General features: G+C 72.9%; 14 protein-coding genes. 7 read left to right on the forward strand and 7 right to left on the reverse strand.

The window, feature by feature from the left end; translation table 11 throughout:
- The first annotated feature begins 80 nt into the window (after nt 1-80).
- Together ACIBW6_RS21940 and ACIBW6_RS21945 are read left to right on the forward strand one after the other, a co-directional pair.
- A complete protein-coding gene (locus tag ACIBW6_RS21940; protein WP_399062044.1) occupies nt 81-1,289 on the forward strand; it encodes a 4-hydroxybenzoate 3-monooxygenase in 1,209 nt (402 codons plus the stop codon).
- A 192-nt stretch (nt 1,290-1,481) separates the two neighbouring features.
- Complete coding sequence (locus tag ACIBW6_RS21945; protein WP_399062046.1) at nt 1,482-3,179, forward strand: methyltransferase; 1,698 nt, start codon at nt 1,482-1,484, stop codon at nt 3,177-3,179.
- Between the two features lie 117 nt (nt 3,180-3,296).
- Here the strand turns inward: ACIBW6_RS21945 and ACIBW6_RS21950 are convergent, their stop codons facing one another.
- Complete coding sequence (locus ACIBW6_RS21950) at nt 3,297-4,031, reverse strand: S1 family peptidase (RefSeq protein ID WP_399062048.1); 735 nt, start codon at nt 4,029-4,031, stop codon at nt 3,297-3,299.
- A 224-nt stretch (nt 4,032-4,255) separates the two neighbouring features.
- Here ACIBW6_RS21950 and ACIBW6_RS21955 point away from each other — a divergent pair, with 224 nt between their 5' ends.
- From ACIBW6_RS21955 to ACIBW6_RS21970, 4 genes are all read left to right on the forward strand, one after another.
- Complete coding sequence (locus ACIBW6_RS21955) at nt 4,256-4,486, forward strand: hypothetical protein (protein ID WP_399062049.1); 231 nt, start codon at nt 4,256-4,258, stop codon at nt 4,484-4,486.
- A gap of 83 nt (nt 4,487-4,569) precedes the next feature.
- Nucleotides 4,570-5,154 (forward strand): TetR/AcrR family transcriptional regulator, encoded by a 585-nt coding sequence (locus ACIBW6_RS21960; protein ID WP_399062051.1) that lies wholly within the window; start codon nt 4,570-4,572, stop codon nt 5,152-5,154.
- A gap of 79 nt (nt 5,155-5,233) precedes the next feature.
- Nucleotides 5,234-6,580, forward strand: a complete 1,347-nt coding sequence (locus ACIBW6_RS21965) for an MFS transporter (protein ID WP_399062053.1) — start codon at nt 5,234-5,236, stop codon at nt 6,578-6,580.
- Nucleotides 6,581-6,661: 81 nt separating this feature from the next.
- The gene (locus ACIBW6_RS21970) at nt 6,662-7,420 is read left to right on the forward strand and encodes an SDR family NAD(P)-dependent oxidoreductase (protein WP_399062055.1); all 759 of its coding nucleotides are present in this window, start codon (nt 6,662-6,664) and stop codon (nt 7,418-7,420) included.
- Nucleotides 7,421-7,434: 14 nt separating this feature from the next.
- On the opposite strand, the gene ACIBW6_RS21975 is transcribed toward ACIBW6_RS21970, so the two are convergent.
- From ACIBW6_RS21975 to ACIBW6_RS21985, 3 genes are all read right to left on the reverse strand, one after another.
- Nucleotides 7,435-7,935, reverse strand: a complete 501-nt coding sequence (locus tag ACIBW6_RS21975) for a DinB family protein (protein ID WP_399062057.1) — start codon at nt 7,933-7,935, stop codon at nt 7,435-7,437.
- Between the two features lie 235 nt (nt 7,936-8,170).
- Nucleotides 8,171-9,046, reverse strand: coding sequence for an MOSC domain-containing protein (locus ACIBW6_RS21980; RefSeq protein ID WP_399062059.1), 876 nt, complete (start codon nt 9,044-9,046; stop codon nt 8,171-8,173).
- Between the two features lie 115 nt (nt 9,047-9,161).
- On the reverse strand, nt 9,162-9,653 hold the full coding sequence (locus ACIBW6_RS21985; RefSeq protein ID WP_399062061.1) for a MarR family winged helix-turn-helix transcriptional regulator: 492 nt from the start codon (nt 9,651-9,653) through the stop codon (nt 9,162-9,164).
- 216 nt (nt 9,654-9,869) lie between these two features.
- Between ACIBW6_RS21985 and ACIBW6_RS21990 the strand changes: the two genes are divergently transcribed.
- Nucleotides 9,870-11,267 (forward strand): MFS transporter, encoded by a 1,398-nt coding sequence (locus tag ACIBW6_RS21990; RefSeq protein ID WP_399062104.1) that lies wholly within the window; start codon nt 9,870-9,872, stop codon nt 11,265-11,267.
- A gap of 74 nt (nt 11,268-11,341) precedes the next feature.
- Here ACIBW6_RS21990 and ACIBW6_RS21995 read toward each other — a convergent pair whose 3' ends face one another.
- The 3 genes from ACIBW6_RS21995 to ACIBW6_RS22005 all read right to left on the reverse strand — a co-directional run bounded on the left by ACIBW6_RS21995 (nt 11,342) and on the right by ACIBW6_RS22005 (nt 14,488).
- A complete protein-coding gene (locus ACIBW6_RS21995; RefSeq protein ID WP_399062063.1) occupies nt 11,342-11,884 on the reverse strand; it encodes a hypothetical protein in 543 nt (180 codons plus the stop codon).
- A gap of 361 nt (nt 11,885-12,245) precedes the next feature.
- Nucleotides 12,246-13,322: a glycoside hydrolase family 19 protein gene (locus tag ACIBW6_RS22000; RefSeq protein ID WP_399062065.1), complete on the reverse strand. Its 1,077-nt coding sequence runs from the start codon at nt 13,320-13,322 to the stop codon at nt 12,246-12,248.
- A gap of 248 nt (nt 13,323-13,570) precedes the next feature.
- A complete protein-coding gene (locus tag ACIBW6_RS22005) occupies nt 13,571-14,488 on the reverse strand; it encodes an alpha/beta hydrolase (protein ID WP_399062067.1) in 918 nt (305 codons plus the stop codon).
- Between the last annotated feature and the right edge of the window lie 111 nt (nt 14,489-14,599).

Raw genomic sequence — 14,599 nt, forward strand, 5'->3', positions numbered from 1 at the left:
CGCGGCAGTTGACACCGGATGCGGGCATTCGGGTGGTTCTGGCGCACCAGCCGCATTTGCGCCACTTAGTATCCCGTGTCGTGACAGACGGGCACCCTACCAGCGCTCCCGACCATCTGACCGACGTGGTCGTCCTCGGAGCCGGACCTGCCGGACTCCTCCTCGCCAACATCCTGCTGGACCACGGCATCGACTGCGTCGTCCTGGAACGGGCCGGGCGCGCCGCGCTCGCGACGCGGGCGCGCGCCGGCTTCCTGGCCGCGCACACCGTCCGCGTCCTGGAACGGCACGGCCTCGCCGACGGACTGCACCGGCGCGGACAACCCCACAGCACCTGCGAGTTCCGCACCGAGGAGAGCCGGTTCCGGCTGGACTACGGCGGACTCGGCCAGGGCGAACAGCACACGGTGTACCCGCAGCAGGAACTCGTCGGGGACCTGTTGCGGCGGTTCCTGGCCGCGGGCGGCCAGGTCCGGTTCGCCACCGAGGCGATGGCCATCGTCGACGCGGACACCGAGCGCCCCGTGGTCACCGCCCGCGAACCGGACGGGCGCCCCGGCCGCTGGCGCGCCCGGTACGTCGCCGGATGCGACGGGCGGCACGGAGCGGCCCGGCGCTCGCTGCCCGCCGGCACGGCACGCCACCACCGCGACCACGGCGTCACCTGGCTCGGCCTGCTCGCCGAGGCGCCCCCCAGCCTGGACGCCGTCGGCTACGCGGTGCACGAACGCGGCTTCGCCGGCCACATGGCCCGCACCAGCGAGATCACCCGCTACTACCTCCAGTGCGCGCCCGGGACCCCGGCCGACGCCTGGTCGCAGGAGCGTATCTGGGACGAACTCGACCGGCGCATGCACGCCAAGGCGTACGGACCGCTGGTGCGCGGCCCGATCGTGCAGCGCACCGTCGTCGACCTCGCATCCGACGTCCTCGAACCCCTGCGCCACGGCACGCTGTTCCTCGCCGGCGACGCCGCCGCCCTGATCAGCCCCTCCGCGGCGAAGGGCGCCAACCTCGCGGTCCTCGAAGCGGAGTTGCTCGCCCGTGCCCTGACCGACGCCCTCCTCCACGGCGACACCGAGGGCCTCGACACCTACTCGGCCCGGTGCCTGACCCACATCTGGCGCGCGCAGGAGTTCTCGCACTGGATGATCGGGCTGCTCCACGGCCCGCCCGGGACGGACGGTGCCACGCGCTTCCACAACAACCTGCGCCGCGCACGCCTGCACTCCCTGCGCACCTCCCGCAGCCAGCAGGACTGGTTCGCCGAGCACTATGTGGGCGTATGAGCGCCGACCACCTCGCGAGCGTCTGGCCGCCGAGTACCACGTAGGCGTACGAGAACGGCCGTCGGCACGCGAGGGCCGCCGCCGACGGAGGCCCGCACCACCCCCCCCCCCGCACCAACCCCAGCACCACCCCCCCCCGCACCAAATCCCCACCCCTGACCCTCCCTCCCAGATCCCTGAGGACTTCCCGCAATGATCAAGACGTTGTCGGGCGACTCGTCGCGCCTGCGTGCGACGGTCGACTTCGTCAAGGAGCAGGACACCGCCACGCTCTTGCCCCTCCTGCTGCCCGGACTCGACGGCCCGGAACTGCGGGCGCTGGCGGAGCGCTGCCGCTTCTCCCACGCCGCCCTCCTCGTCCTCCCCGACGACGCGACCGCGCTGCGGACCATGCTCGCCGACTGCGGGCTCGTCGCCGATGGGCCACCGCAACCCAGCGTCGTCGTACGGGAACGCCTCGCCGCCCGGCACCGCCGCCGCGCCGCGGACCTCGACGTCGGCATCCTGAGACCGCCGGTGGAGTGCCACGACGGCTCCCGGCGCACGGTCGAGGTCTTCACCCTGACCGCGCCCCCGGACTCCGGCCTGGCCCCGCTGGCCGCACACGAGCGCGAACACCAGCACGAGGCACACGTCGCCTTCGAGGTCACCGCGCCGGACCCGCTCGTCCTACGAGGACTCTGCGCGGCCTTCGCACGCTACGGAGCCACCCCTGACGGAGGCGGCTACAACCCGCACGAGAACGGCACGGTCTTCTACTTCGCCGCCTCCCCGGAGGCCAAGGGCGACTACCGGCGCGTGGAGCTGTACGTCCCCGGCGACCACCGCGACCTGCTCGCCGACCACCTCGCCGAGCACCGGGCCCGCCGCCCCGCCGAAACGCTCCTGCGCCTGCTGACCGGGGCCTGGACCACGCAGGCCCTGGCCGCCTTCGCGGGCCTGTGCGTCCCCGACCACCTGGCCGCGGACCGGGCCACCACCCTCGACGACCTGACCCGCGCCACCGACACCTCCCCGCGCCACCTCGCGACCCTGCTCCGCTACCTCGCCATGCTCGGCGTCGTGGACCGGCAGGAGGACGGCTTCCGGCTCACCGCGCTCGGCACTCTCCTGCGCGCGGACGCCCCGGACTCCATGCGGGCCCTGGCACTGATGTACGGCGGCCCCTTCTACCAGTCCTTCGCCGGACTCGACCGCACCGTGCGCACCGGAGAGGTCGCCTTCGAGCACCACTTCGGCGAGAACCACTTCGACCACTTCGCCCGCGACCCCGAACTCGCCGCGCTCTTCGACCGGTCGATGGCCGCGGGTTCCCGCATGTTCGACCCGCTCCCGTCCCATCCGGTGCTGACGGCGGCGGCCCAGGCCCCCGGCGGTGGGACCGTGGTCGACGTGGCCGGGGGCAACGGCGAACTGCTCGGCCGCATCCTCACCGCGCACCCCGGCCTCCACGGTGTCCTGCTGGAACGCCCGCACGCCGCCGAGGCCGCCCGCCGCCTGCTCGACACGGCGGGCTGCGCGGCCCGCTGCTCGTTCCGTGCCGGTGACTTCGCGGACGTTCCCCCGGGCGGTGACGTGTACGTCCTGTCCCGGATCCTGCACGACTGGGACGACGAGCGCTGCCGCACCATCCTGCGCCACTGCGCCCGCGCCATGCCGGACCACGCCGACCTCCTCGTCGTCGAACGCGTCCTGCCCGCGGACGGCTCGTACTCCCTGGCCACCGCCTGGGACCTGCACATGATGTGCAACGTCGGCGGACGCGAACGCACCGCGGACCACTACGCCCGCCTCTTCGCCGACGCGGGCCTCGCCCTGGTGGACCGGACGCCGCTGCCCCTGGACGGCAGTGTCCTGCACGTCCGGAAGGACGCGGCCGCCACGGTCTGACCACCCGGACGGCAAGACCGGCGTACGGGGCTGCCTGCCCGGGCACGGAGCGGGCGGGCCGCCCCGGGAGCTGCTCCAAAGGGCTCAAGCCGCGCCCCGACGCACGCCCCCCATTCCCTATGTCCGGACGACCGCGCGGATCCAGTCCCGCTGTCGGGCGACCTCCCCGGCCTCCGCGATCTCCTCCCGGTCCGATCCGTCGAAGACCCCCACCAACCTCTCGGCCCCACGCGGCGCGACGGTCATCACCGGGCCGCCGGAGTCCCCGCCCGCGGGAATGCCGGACACCTTCTCCATGCAGAAGTCCGAGCCACCCGGTGCGGTGAAGCCCTTACACCGGAGGTCGTCCGCGCGCACCACGCGCAGGGTCGCCTGTTTCAGCACAGGGGACTGACAAGCGTTCTCGTCACCGGTGCAGGTGGCGCCCCAGCCGTACTCCCGCACGACCTGCCCCGGACGGGCGTGCCCGGGAGCGAGCCGCGCCGGCCGGAGCTTCATCGGGGTGACTTTGATGAGGAGCATGTCGGCGTCCGCACTGCCCACACGTGTGCCCCGCACCGGACGCACCGTGACGCCCTTGCGCACGTCCAGGTCGCCGACGCGGAAGGTGATGCGGCTGTCGGCGATGGGCCGCGCCTGCTCGAAGAAGCAGTGCGACGCGCTGAGAATCCACTGACGGGTCACCGCCGTCCCGGTGCACGACGGCGTGCCGTCGATGAGCATGCGCACCGCCCAGGGGGCGTACGTGCTCGTCGATCCGCCGATGACGGCCGAGGCGGGCCGGGCCGACAACACCGAACCCGCGACGACCAACACCACACTCCACAGCAACACCTGTACGCGACGCACCATCCGGAACAACTCCCCTCGGGCCGACACCTGCACACCGTCCAGGCCGCACAACGCCTCACGAGCCGGACTCCTCGATGCGTGCCATGCCCGGCACATGCGGTAAACGTGCACCTGAGCCAAGTGAGGAGCGTCGCCTCTGCTGAAGGAGCGTCATCTCGTCCATCCTGCAGGGCCCCCGTCGTGCCCGCCGTGCCGCGAGGCGCAACCCTGCTTAAGATCCGCTCGTGGATCTCCCCGATGACCTGATCGCCCTGCAGCGCACCGCCGACGACGAGGGAAGGAAACTGGGACGGCTCGACGACGACGAGCGGACGAAGCAGCGCGAAGTGTGGTTCGAGGCCGCCGCGAAGACGCAGGACGCGGTCGAGGCGTACGCGCAGGACGCCGGCCTGAACCGGTTCGATGTAGAGAAGCAGCTGCGGCAGTTCACCCGGCAGACGCGACAGGCGGGGTAGGCCGCCCCCGCAATGCGCAGTCGTGTCCAGCGTCTGGTCGCTTTTCTTGACCGATCGTTCCAGCTTGTTCTAGATTGCTGCGCATGGCCAGGACCAAGGAATTCGATCCGGAAGCCGCGTTGCAGTCGGCCCTTGAGCTGTTCTGGCAGCGGGGCTACGAGGCGACGTCGGTCGCGGACCTCGTCGAGCACCTCGGCATCGGGCGCGCCAGCCTCTACGCGACCTTCGGTACCAAGCACGAGCTGTACCTGAAGGCGCTGGACCGGTACACCGAGACGCGCGACCCGCGGCTGCTGGCCGAGCTGTCCCAGCCGGGTCCGGCGCTGCCCGCGGTGCGGGCGGTGGTCCGCCGCTTCGCCGCGGAGGCTTCCTCCCCGACCGCGCGACTGAGCGGCTGCCTCGTCACGAACACCGCTGCCGAGCTGGCTCCGCACGACGCCGCAGCGGCCCGGAGGGTGGAGCGCAGCTGGGAGCAGGTCGAGACCCCGCTGCACTCCGCGCTCGTGCGGGCGCAGGCGCAGGGCGAGCTGCCGGCCGACCGCGATCCGCGCGCGCTGGCCCGCATGCTGCTCGTCCTGCTCCAGGGCGTGCGGGTCGTCGGCAAGGCGTCGGACGAACCGGGCCGGGTGCGGGACGCCGCCGAGCAGGCCCTGGCGCTGCTGGACTGACACCACCCGCGAGAGGGAGCCGTCGGGGCCCTTCGCGCGCCTCGATAATGGACTGAACGGTCAAATAACAGGGGGATCGATGACCACCGCTCGCGCCACCGAACCAGCGACCGCGCGGCAGCGGGCCGCCTTCACCCTTCTCGGCACCGTTCAGGCCACCCTGATCTTCACGCTCACCGCGGTCGTCGTCCCCCTGCCCCGCATCGGGCGCGAACTCGGCCTGGACCATGCCGACCTGATCCTGCTCAGCGCCGCCTACGGCCTGACCTTCGCCGGGCTGCTGCTCTTCGGCGGCCGCCTCGCCGACCGGAACGGCGGGCGGCACGCCCTGACCGTGGGCCTCACCCTCTTCGCCGCCGCCTCCGCCGTCGCGCCGCTCGCCCCGAACATCGACGCGCTGCTCGCGGCACGCTTCGCCCAGGGCGCGGGCGCCGCCCTCGTCGCACCGGCCGCCATGGCGGTCCTGCGCTCCGTGTACGACGCGCCCGCCGCGTACGGCAGGGCGATGGCCACGTGGGGCGGTCTTTCGGTGCTCGGCGCGACCGCGGGCAACCTGCTCTCCGGTGTCATCTCCGCGCTCCTTTCCTGGCGTTGGACCTTCGCCGTGCCCCTCGCGGTGGCGCTCGCGGCTCTCGCCCTCGCGCCGCGGCTGCTGCCGGACACCGCCCCGGACCGTGCCCGGGCGCTCGACGTGCCCGGCGCGCTGCTCGGCACGGCCGGCATCGTCCTGAGCAGTTACGGACTCGTCGTCACCGGCGAACGGTCATGGACGTCGGCGGGCGTGCTCGCGCCGCTGCTCGGCGGGAGCATTCTGCTGGGCGCCTTCTGGTACGCCGAACGGCGCGGCCACGACCCGCTGTTGCCGCCCGGCTTCCTCACGGTGCGACGCCGGGCTCTCGCCCTCGGGGCCATCGCGCTGAGCGCCTGCGCGACCGCGCTCATCTCCGTGGTCCTCTCCCTCCATCTGCAACAGGCGCGCCTCTGGTCGGAGTTGCGTATCTCGGCCGCGTTCGTGCCGTTCGCCGTCGCGCTGATCGCGTCCGGCCGGGCGGCGGGACCGCTCATCCGCCGACGCGGGGCCGGCGCCGTCACGGCCGCCGGACTGGGCACGGCTGCGGTCGGGTCGGTCCTCCTCGCGGCCACCGGCCTCGACGCCGGGATCCCGTACGCGTACGGACTGCTGCCGGGCCTCCTCCTGCTCCCGGCCGGGGCCGCGGCCGCCTTCGCCGGCGCCGCCGTGCTCGCCGGTGACGGCGTGCAGCCGGGGGAGTCCGGGCTGGCCGGCGGCGTGCTGAACACCGCGATGGAGTGCGGCCCGACCGTCCTCTTCGCCCTTCTCCTCACGCTGGGCGGCGGGACGGCGTCCCTGGCCGCGACAGGGGCCGCCCTCGCCCTTGCGGCCGCCCTCATCCACCGCACCCGCTGAGAGCGGAACGAGACCGCCCTCACCCACTGAACCGCACGACCGAGAACCCACCACCGACGCACACACATGGGAGTCACCGACATGCACCGCTTCACCGGCAAGAGCGTCCTCGTCACCGGCGCGGGGTCCGGCCTCGGCCGCGCCATCGCCCGTGCCTTCGCCGCCGAGGGCGCGTCCGTGATCGCCGCGGGCCGCACCGCCGCCTCGCTCGACGAGACCGTCGCCCTCATCGAGGCGGCCGGCGGCACCGCCGCCTCCGTCACCGCCGATGTGACCGACTCCGCGCAGGTGCGCGACCTCGTGGCGCGGAGCGTCACCCGGTTCGGGGGCCTGGACGTCGCGGTCAACAACGCCGGGATCCTGCGCGGTGGGGGGCCGGTGGGCGAGGTGAGCGAGGAGGACTGGGACGCGGTCCTGCGGACCAACGTCACCGGCGTGTGGCTGGCCATGAAGCACGAGATCGCGCACATGAAGGAGAACGGTGGCGGCGCCATCGTCAACATCGCCTCCAATCTGGGTGCACACAAGCGCATCCCGAACGCCGGTGCGTACATCACCTCGAAGGCCGCGGTCTCCGCGCTGACCCGGTCCGCCGCCCTCGACCACATCCATCAGGGTGTCCGCATCAACGCGGTCAGCCCGGGCGCCGCCGCCGCGCCCATGTCGTTGCGGCCCGGCGAGAGCGAGGCCGACCGTGCCGAGCGGATGAGGACGGAGAACCCGCTGGGCCGGCTCGCCGAGGCGGAGGAAGTGGCGGCCGCCGTGCTCTATCTGGCCTCACCCGCCGCGGGCGCGGTGGTCGGCACCGATCTGGTCGTCGACAGCGGGGCCTCGGCCTGACGGACGCGCGCGGGTCAGCGGCCGGTCGAGCCGTCGGCGAGTTCGCGCAGGATGTCCGCGTGCCCCGCGTGCCGGCCGGTCTCCTCGATCATGTGGGTGAGCGCCCAGCGCACGCTGGGGGCGGTCCGTCCCGGCCGGGGCCGGGGGAGGGGCGCCCCGGGATCGGCGCATCCGTCGAGCACCTCGTCGGCCCGCTCGACCGCCGCGCGGTAGCGGGCGACGACATCGGCCACGCCGTCCGTGGGCGCGGCCCGGAACGTCGCCTGCCAGTCCGCCACGTCGTCCCCGAGGAACAGCGAACGCTCCACGAACGTCAGGTGGTTGAGCAGGCCCAGCAGGTTCGTGCCCGAGGGCACGGCGGCCGTGCGGACCTGTGGCTCGGGCGCGCCCTCGACCTTCGCGGCGATCGAGGTCCGCAGGTAGTCGAGGAAGCCCCGCAACACCTCGGTCTCGTTGTTCGCGGTACGGGGCGGTGGCGTGTCGCCTCTGCGGGGGCGGCGGCTGGTTCCGGCCATGGTGGTCTCCCTTCCCGGTGTGCGGTCCCGGCGCCGAGTGCGCGGGCCGGGGCTCGGTGTCGGGTCTCGGGACCGGCACCCGCGCGTGCGGCTGCCTGGGGCGAGTGGTCCGGAGGGCCAGGACCCCGGACCCGGCGGCCAGTCTTGCCGGACCGCCGGAGGACAGGCACGAAAAATTGCCGTAGCGGCAAACGGACGACCCGGCCGGACGTGCTCACCACGCGGCCGGGCGTGCTCACCGCTCGGCGTCCTGCCACTCCCGCACGACGACCTCGTCGCCGACCGACAGCTTCCCCGGGGTCAGCACGGAGAACTTGGCCCCGAAGACGACGCCGCCGCTCGTGGCTCGCCGGTGGTCCGCGAGTGTGCGCAAGGGTTCCGGGCCGCGTCGCGCACCCGACTCCTGGTCCACCAGCGTCACGGCACACCGCACCGCGAGCTTGGCGAACCCCAGCTCGGCCCCGCCGATGGCGAGGCGGCGCGCGCGGTCCTCGGCGTGTGGCACCGCCGCCCAGTCATCGCCTCGGTCCGCGTCGTGACCTCGGGGGCTGTCGACGACGATGTTCGGGCGGAAGCGGTCCACCGGCAGGGGCGGGGCCCCGCGGCCGGCCATCCGCTGATCGAGGAGGCCGAGGGAGGCGCGGGTCAGCAGGTGCACGGCGCTGCTGTCCGCGTAGCCGGAGGGGCCAGGGGTCAGGCCGTCGGCGACCCGGTCGTGCTCGGGGGGCACACGGACCAGGCGACTGGACGTGCCGAGGAAGTCGGAGAGCCAGGCGGCGGCGCCGTCCCCCTGGTCGATGCCCTGGAAGGTGCTGCCGAACAGATCGACGTCGCGGCGCGCGGCGGACACCGACACCGTGACGAACGCCGTACCGAACGGACTTGTGGGGTCGGTGGGCTCCAGCGTGAGGTGGGTGCCGTCGGCGCTGACGGTGGGCCGGATCAGCGCGAGGCGGGGGTGGCGTCGCTGGGTGCGGTAGACCCCTTCCTCGCTGATGACCATGAAGCTGCGGTCGTGCGCGAGGCCCGCCGGGGTCAGGAGCGCCTCGCTCATCGAGGTGCCCTCGCACCCCTTCACGGGATAGCAGATCAACTGCACGACGTCGGCCATGTGCCGCCCCCCTTGGTCGACGACCACTTTAGAGCGCCCCGTCATGAGTGACTGATGCTCAGCAGGGCTGATAGTGGCGGCCGTTGACGTGGGTCCGGCCAGCCGGCTGAGGGCGTCAGCCGCGCTGGCGCGGGCGGCGAGGCGTCGTGGGACTGGGGGTGGGCGTGGCGAGGTGACCGGTCGTCAGGTGCGTGAGGAGGCGCAGGAACGTCTCCCGGTCATCCGGCGAGAAGGCGGCCAGTGCTTCCTCGTGGACCCGGTCCACGATCTGCTGGCTGCGCGCGGCCGTGCGCGCGCCTTCCTCCGTCACCGCGATGATCCGGGCCCGGCGGTCCGTGCTGGACGGCTTCCGCTCGGCCAGGCCGGCCTTCTCCAGGGCGTCGACGGTCACGACCATCGTCGTCTTGTCCATGTCGCCGATCTCGGCCAGCTGGTTCTGCGTGCGCTCCTCCTCCAGGGCGTGCACGAGCACGCAGTGCATGCGCGCCGTCAGACCGACCTCGGCAAGGGCCGCCGCCATCTGCGTACGGAGCACGTGACTGGTGTGGTCCAGGAAGTAGGAGAGGTCCGGCCTGGTCCGGGCCGGTGCGGGCGTCATGGCGGTCATGAGGTCCAGGGTAGAACACCATCGATTCCGAGAAAGATAGTCTGCAACGGGACTATCTGTTACGGTCTTGCTGTCGTCGCCACCTGGAGGGGGTGGTGGCCCGACCCAGGAGGACCGTTCGCCGTGTCCGCCACACCCGTGACCCAGAACCCGCCCGGCAGAACCCGCACCCACTCCCGCTGGCTCGCCCTCGGCGTCATCGCCACCGGAACCCTGATGATCATCCTCGACGGCTCCATCGTCACCGTCGCCCTGCCGGCCATCCAGGACGACCTCGACTTCACACCCGGCGGCCTGAGTTGGGTGGTCAACGCCTACCTCATCGCCTTCGGCAGCCTGCTGCTCCTCGCCGGACGCCTCGGCGACCTCCTCGGCCGCAAGCGGATGTTCCTGGCCGGCACGGTCGTGTTCACCGCCGCCTCGCTCCTCGCCGGACTCGCCACCGGCCCCGGCCTGCTGCTCGCCGCCCGCTTCCTCCAGGGTGTCGGCAGCGCCATGGCCGCCGCCGTCGGACTCGGCATCCTCGTCACTCTCTTCACCGACCCACGCGAACGGGCCCGCGCCATCGGCGTGTTCAGCTTCACCGGCGCCGCCGGCGCCTCGATCGGCCAGGTGCTCGGCGGCGTCCTGACCGACGCCCTCGACTGGCACTGGATCTTCTTCATCAACCTGCCCATCGGCGCCGCCGTCCTCGCCCTCGCCGTACCGGCCCTCCCTGCCGACCGCGGCCTCGGACTGCGCGCGGGCGCCGACACCTGGGGCGCGCTGCTCATCACCGGCGGACTGATGCTCGGCATCTACGGCGTCGTGAAGATCGAGGAGTACGGGGCCGGTTCGGCGCACACCGTGGGGCTGATCAGCGGCTCGCTGGTACTGGTCGCGGGGTTCGTCGTGCGGCAGGCCCGGGCGCGCACGCCGCTCATGCCGCTGCGCGTCCTGCGGTCGCGGACCGTCATCGGCGCGGGCGTCACCCAGATCCTCACCCTCGCCGCCATGTTCGCCTTCCAGGTGCTCGCCGCGCTCTACATGCAGCAGGTGCTCGGCTACGGAGCCGCGCGGACCGGCCTCGCGATGCTGCCCGCCGCCGTCATGATCGGAGCGGTCTCGCTCGGGGCGTCGGCGCGGCTCGCGAGCCGGTTCGGGGAACGGCAGGTTCTCCTCGCGGGCCTCGCCCTCCTCGCCGGCGCCCTCGGTTGTCTCGCGCGGGTGCCCGTGCAGGGGGCGTACGTCCCTGATCTGCTCCCCGTGATGCTCCTCGTCTCCGGTGGTGGGCTCGTCCTGCCCGCTCTCGCCGGACTCGGCATGTCCGCTGCCGGAGAGGAGGACGCCGGACTCGCCTCCGGCCTCTTCAACACCACCCAGCAGATCGGCATGGCCCTGGGCGTCGCCGTCCTGTCCACGCTCGCCGCGTCCCGCACCGGTTCCCTGCTGGCCGCGGGGGAGCCGCGGGCGGCGGCCCTCACCGGTGGCTACCGCCTGGCGTTCACCGTCGGCTCCGCGCTGATCGCGGCGGCCTTCGTGGTGGCGCTGCTGGTGCTGCGCCGCCCCGGGCGGACGGCCCCGTCCGCTCCGGCGGGCGAGGGCGTCCGGCCGCCCCAGCCCGCGGCGCACTGAACGGCGGTGGACGCTCGCGGAGCGAAATCCGGTGGACGGCCCGGAGGCCGACTGCCGGGTTCCGCGCATGGCCGTCAGAGGACCGTGACCGTGAGGGGTCCGGAGCTGCTGGTCAGGCCGGCCGGGCCGAGACACGCGGTGAGGTCGGTGCTCAGCAGGGTGATGGTGACGAGGACCGTGTGGCCGGAGTAGTCACCCGAGGTCACGTTGCCGGTGAGTACCAGCACGGTCACGCCGTTGGGGCGCAGGGAGACGCCGCCGGTGAAGGTGAAGTGGGTGGTCGCGGCGCCGGCGTCGGTCCAGTTGAGCGCGCCGGTCCCCGAGGAGTTGCCGCCGAGGCAGTTCAGCGGCCCGCTCCCGGTGAAGGACACGGACCCCGACGTGTGGTGCAGGTCCAGGGAGACGCAGGGCCCGACCGTACCGGTGGCGTGCAGGGAGACGTTCGGCGCGGGCGTGGCCGGATATTTCAGCCCTGGTGAGTACGTGGTCGTCTCCGTGCCGACGGGACAGGTGACGAGGTCGATCGACGCATGGGCGGGCGCGCCCGAGAGGAAGAGTCCGGCCGTCGCCAGGAGCAGGGCCGACAGGGCGGCTGCCGCGCGGGATCCGAATGACATGAGTGGCCTCCAGAGACCGGGGTCGCGTCCCGCCGCCCGGAGCCGGGGCCTGTTCCCGGCCTTGCGGGGGACGCTGCTGTGGTCACTGGAAACTAGCGACGCCGGTGGCACCGGCACACCGCGCGCACCCCGCCTGTCGACGCGTTCCCGTCACACGGGAGACCGGCATGCACACGGGGGCGCGAGGAACGCACCTGCCGACCCCGAGCACACCCCTTGCGGCGCGGTCCCGACACGGCCCCGGGCCGGACGCCCGCGGTCCGGACGCGGCCCGGAGCGGACATCGAAGTCCCGGACCCGCTGTGGCGGCCAGGTGCCACAGCGGGCGCGCGCTGCCCGGTCGGGACGGCGGACCGCGCGGTCAGCAGCTGAGGTTGCTGCCCGCGGGAACGCCGAGGATCGAGGTGAAGCTCTGGTAGGCGTTGATCCGGCTCTGCACCTGGGCGGGGTTGCCGCCGTTGCACTCGATGCTGCCGTTGATGGAGCGGATCGTCTCGCCGAAGCCCACCCCGTTGACCATGGCGTTGTGCCCGGTCATGGTGCCGGGGCCGGTCTGGGTGTTCCAGTACCACAGGCCGGTCTTCCAGGCGATCGCCGGATCGGTCTGCACGAGGTTGGGGTTGTGGAGGAGGTCGATGCCGAGGGCGTCACCGGCGGCCTTGTAGTTGAAGTTCCAGCTGAGCTGGATCGGGCCGCGTCCGTAGTACGCGGCCTGGCCCGCCGGGCAGCCGTAGGACTGCGAAGTGTCGCAGTAGTGCGGGTAGTTGGCGGTGTTCTGCTCGACGACGTAGACGAGGCCGCCGGTCTCGTGGCTGACGTTGGCGAGGAAGGCCGCGGCCTCCTGCTTCTTGACGGTGTCGCTGCCGGTGGTGGTGAAGCCCGGGTAGGCGCTGAGCGCGGCCGTCAGCCCGCTGTAGGTGTAGAACGAACTCCGGTTCGGGAACATCTGGTTGAACTGGGCCTCGCTCACGATGAACGAGCCGTTGGACGGGGGAGTGGTGCCGCCGTCACCGCTGCAGGTGTACGGGTCCCAGTACCAGGTGCTGATCGTCGGGTCGTACCCCGGGTTGTCGTGCGAGGCCTTGTAGTACTTGCCGTTGGTGTACTTGACGATGTCGCCGGCGACGTAGGCGCGCCCGGCGACCCACGCGGGGTAGGTGCAACTGGTTCCGCCGCCGCCCGAGCCCCCGGTGCAGGAGCCCTGGTCGGCCCAGACCCCGGAGCCGCCCGTGGACGGTGTCTCGCCCTGGGTCCACCACTTGGCTTGCCAGTTGTGCCCGTTGTAGGAGGCGGTCGAGCCGCCGGTGTAGACGGCGGTCGCGTTCCAGCCCGTGGCGCAGGTAGCGGCCGAGGCGGTGGACGTCATCGGTCCCAGGAGGGCGATCCCCACCGCGACGGCGAGGGCGGTGAGGAACGCGAGGAGGCGCTGTCTGGACATGGATCACTCCTTGCGGGGGTGAGTGTGACAGTCGCTCCAGACTCAAACTGAATGGTATGGACCTGTCAAGGTCTAGACCAAGTGCTGTTGCAGAGCGGTGAGACGGACGCTGGCGCTGCGACTCTCCGCCGACGGTGTCCAGTTCGGCCGCGGCGGCCCTCGCCACCCCGGCCCCGGCGGCCCGCGCCACCCGCGGTCGAGCGCGACCCCTCGCCACCCGCGGTCGAGGGCGGGCCCCGCCACTGGGGTCAAGCGAGCCCGTGCCGGCGGGTCAGGTGCTTCTGCAGAAAGGCGATCTCGGCCTCGACCGTCTCCTCATGGGCCTCAAGGAAGGGGGCGTAGTGCCGCCCTTCGAGGCGGAGCACCTCCGCGTCGGGGGCCGCGGCCGCCGCCCGCAGAGCGGGGCCCGCCAGCGCACTGCGGTCCTGGTCGCAGACCACCATGAGCAGAGGACACCGGATGCGGGAGGCGTGCAGCCCGGGCCGGTAGCCGCCCATGCGGAGCGCGATCCGTGCGGCGACCCTCTGGTCCCAGTCCGGGTAGCGGCGGTCGGGGTCCAGGGCGCGGTCGCCGTCCATCGCGTCGGCCGTGGTGAGTGAGGCGACGTCACCACGGACGCCTGCCGTCGGGACCAGCAGCGGACGCAGGCCCACGAGACCGCCGAGTCCGTCCGCGACCGCCAGGGCCATGAGCCGCAACAGGGCGAGGGGCGTCATGGCGCGCGCCGCGTGCGGAGCGAGCGCGCGGCCGTCGGTGACCGGCGACTGCGCGATCGCCGCGGCCAGGCCCGGATCGTCCGCCGCCACCTGGAGGAGGTGACCGGCTCCGAGGGAGAAGCCCCAGAGGCAGACTCCTCCCGGGTCGACGCCGGGCAGCTCCCGCGCGCAGGCGATCGCCGCCCGCCAGTCGGCGCGCTGCTCGGCGAACCGGACGACCTGGCGCGGGGCGCCGCCGCTCTCGCCGAAGCGGCGGTGGTCGAAGGCCAGGACGGCGAAACCGGCGTCGTTGAAGCGCCGGGCGAAGCGGTCCGTGGCGGGTTCCTTGGTCACAGCGGTGCCGCCCGCCATGACCACGCACCCGCCGTTGGTGCCGGGATAATGCCAGGCGGCGCATGTCGTGTCACCGCTGGTGAAACGGACTTTCTCGCGGAGGTCGGGGAGGGGCACGGGAAGGTTCCCTTCGGGGCTCGGGGCTCGGGGCTCGGGGCTCGGGGCTCGGGGCTCGGGGCTCGGGCTCGGGCTCGGGGTTCGGGCTCGGGTCTTTGTCGGACGGCCCGA

Origin of the sequence: Streptomyces sp. NPDC049813 (assembly GCF_044465085.1) — a bacterium.
Classification (GTDB): Bacteria; Actinomycetota; Actinomycetes; order Streptomycetales; family Streptomycetaceae; genus Streptomyces.

What these genes read in the sequence shown, in the direction of transcription:
- ACIBW6_RS21960 (WP_399062051.1), top strand. Translation starts at nt 4,570, where the DNA reads ATGGCCAGGACCAAGGAATTCGATCCGGAAGCCGCGTTGCAGTCGGCC.
- ACIBW6_RS21970 (WP_399062055.1), top strand. Translation starts at nt 6,662, where the DNA reads ATGCACCGCTTCACCGGCAAGAGCGTCCTCGTCACCGGCGCGGGGTCC.
- ACIBW6_RS21985 (WP_399062061.1), bottom strand. Translation starts at nt 9,653, where the DNA reads ATGACCGCCATGACGCCCGCACCGGCCCGGACCAGGCCGGACCTCTCC.
- ACIBW6_RS21975 (WP_399062057.1), bottom strand. Translation starts at nt 7,935, where the DNA reads ATGGCCGGAACCAGCCGCCGCCCCCGCAGAGGCGACACGCCACCGCCC.
- ACIBW6_RS21945 (WP_399062046.1), top strand. Translation starts at nt 1,482, where the DNA reads ATGATCAAGACGTTGTCGGGCGACTCGTCGCGCCTGCGTGCGACGGTC.
- ACIBW6_RS21995 (WP_399062063.1), bottom strand. Translation starts at nt 11,884, where the DNA reads ATGTCATTCGGATCCCGCGCGGCAGCCGCCCTGTCGGCCCTGCTCCTG.
- ACIBW6_RS21980 (WP_399062059.1), bottom strand. Translation starts at nt 9,046, where the DNA reads ATGGCCGACGTCGTGCAGTTGATCTGCTATCCCGTGAAGGGGTGCGAG.
- ACIBW6_RS21965 (WP_399062053.1), top strand. Translation starts at nt 5,234, where the DNA reads ATGACCACCGCTCGCGCCACCGAACCAGCGACCGCGCGGCAGCGGGCC.
- ACIBW6_RS22000 (WP_399062065.1), bottom strand. Translation starts at nt 13,322, where the DNA reads ATGTCCAGACAGCGCCTCCTCGCGTTCCTCACCGCCCTCGCCGTCGCG.
- ACIBW6_RS21990 (WP_399062104.1), top strand. Translation starts at nt 9,870, where the DNA reads ATGATCATCCTCGACGGCTCCATCGTCACCGTCGCCCTGCCGGCCATC.
- ACIBW6_RS21950 (WP_399062048.1), bottom strand. Translation starts at nt 4,031, where the DNA reads ATGGTGCGTCGCGTACAGGTGTTGCTGTGGAGTGTGGTGTTGGTCGTC.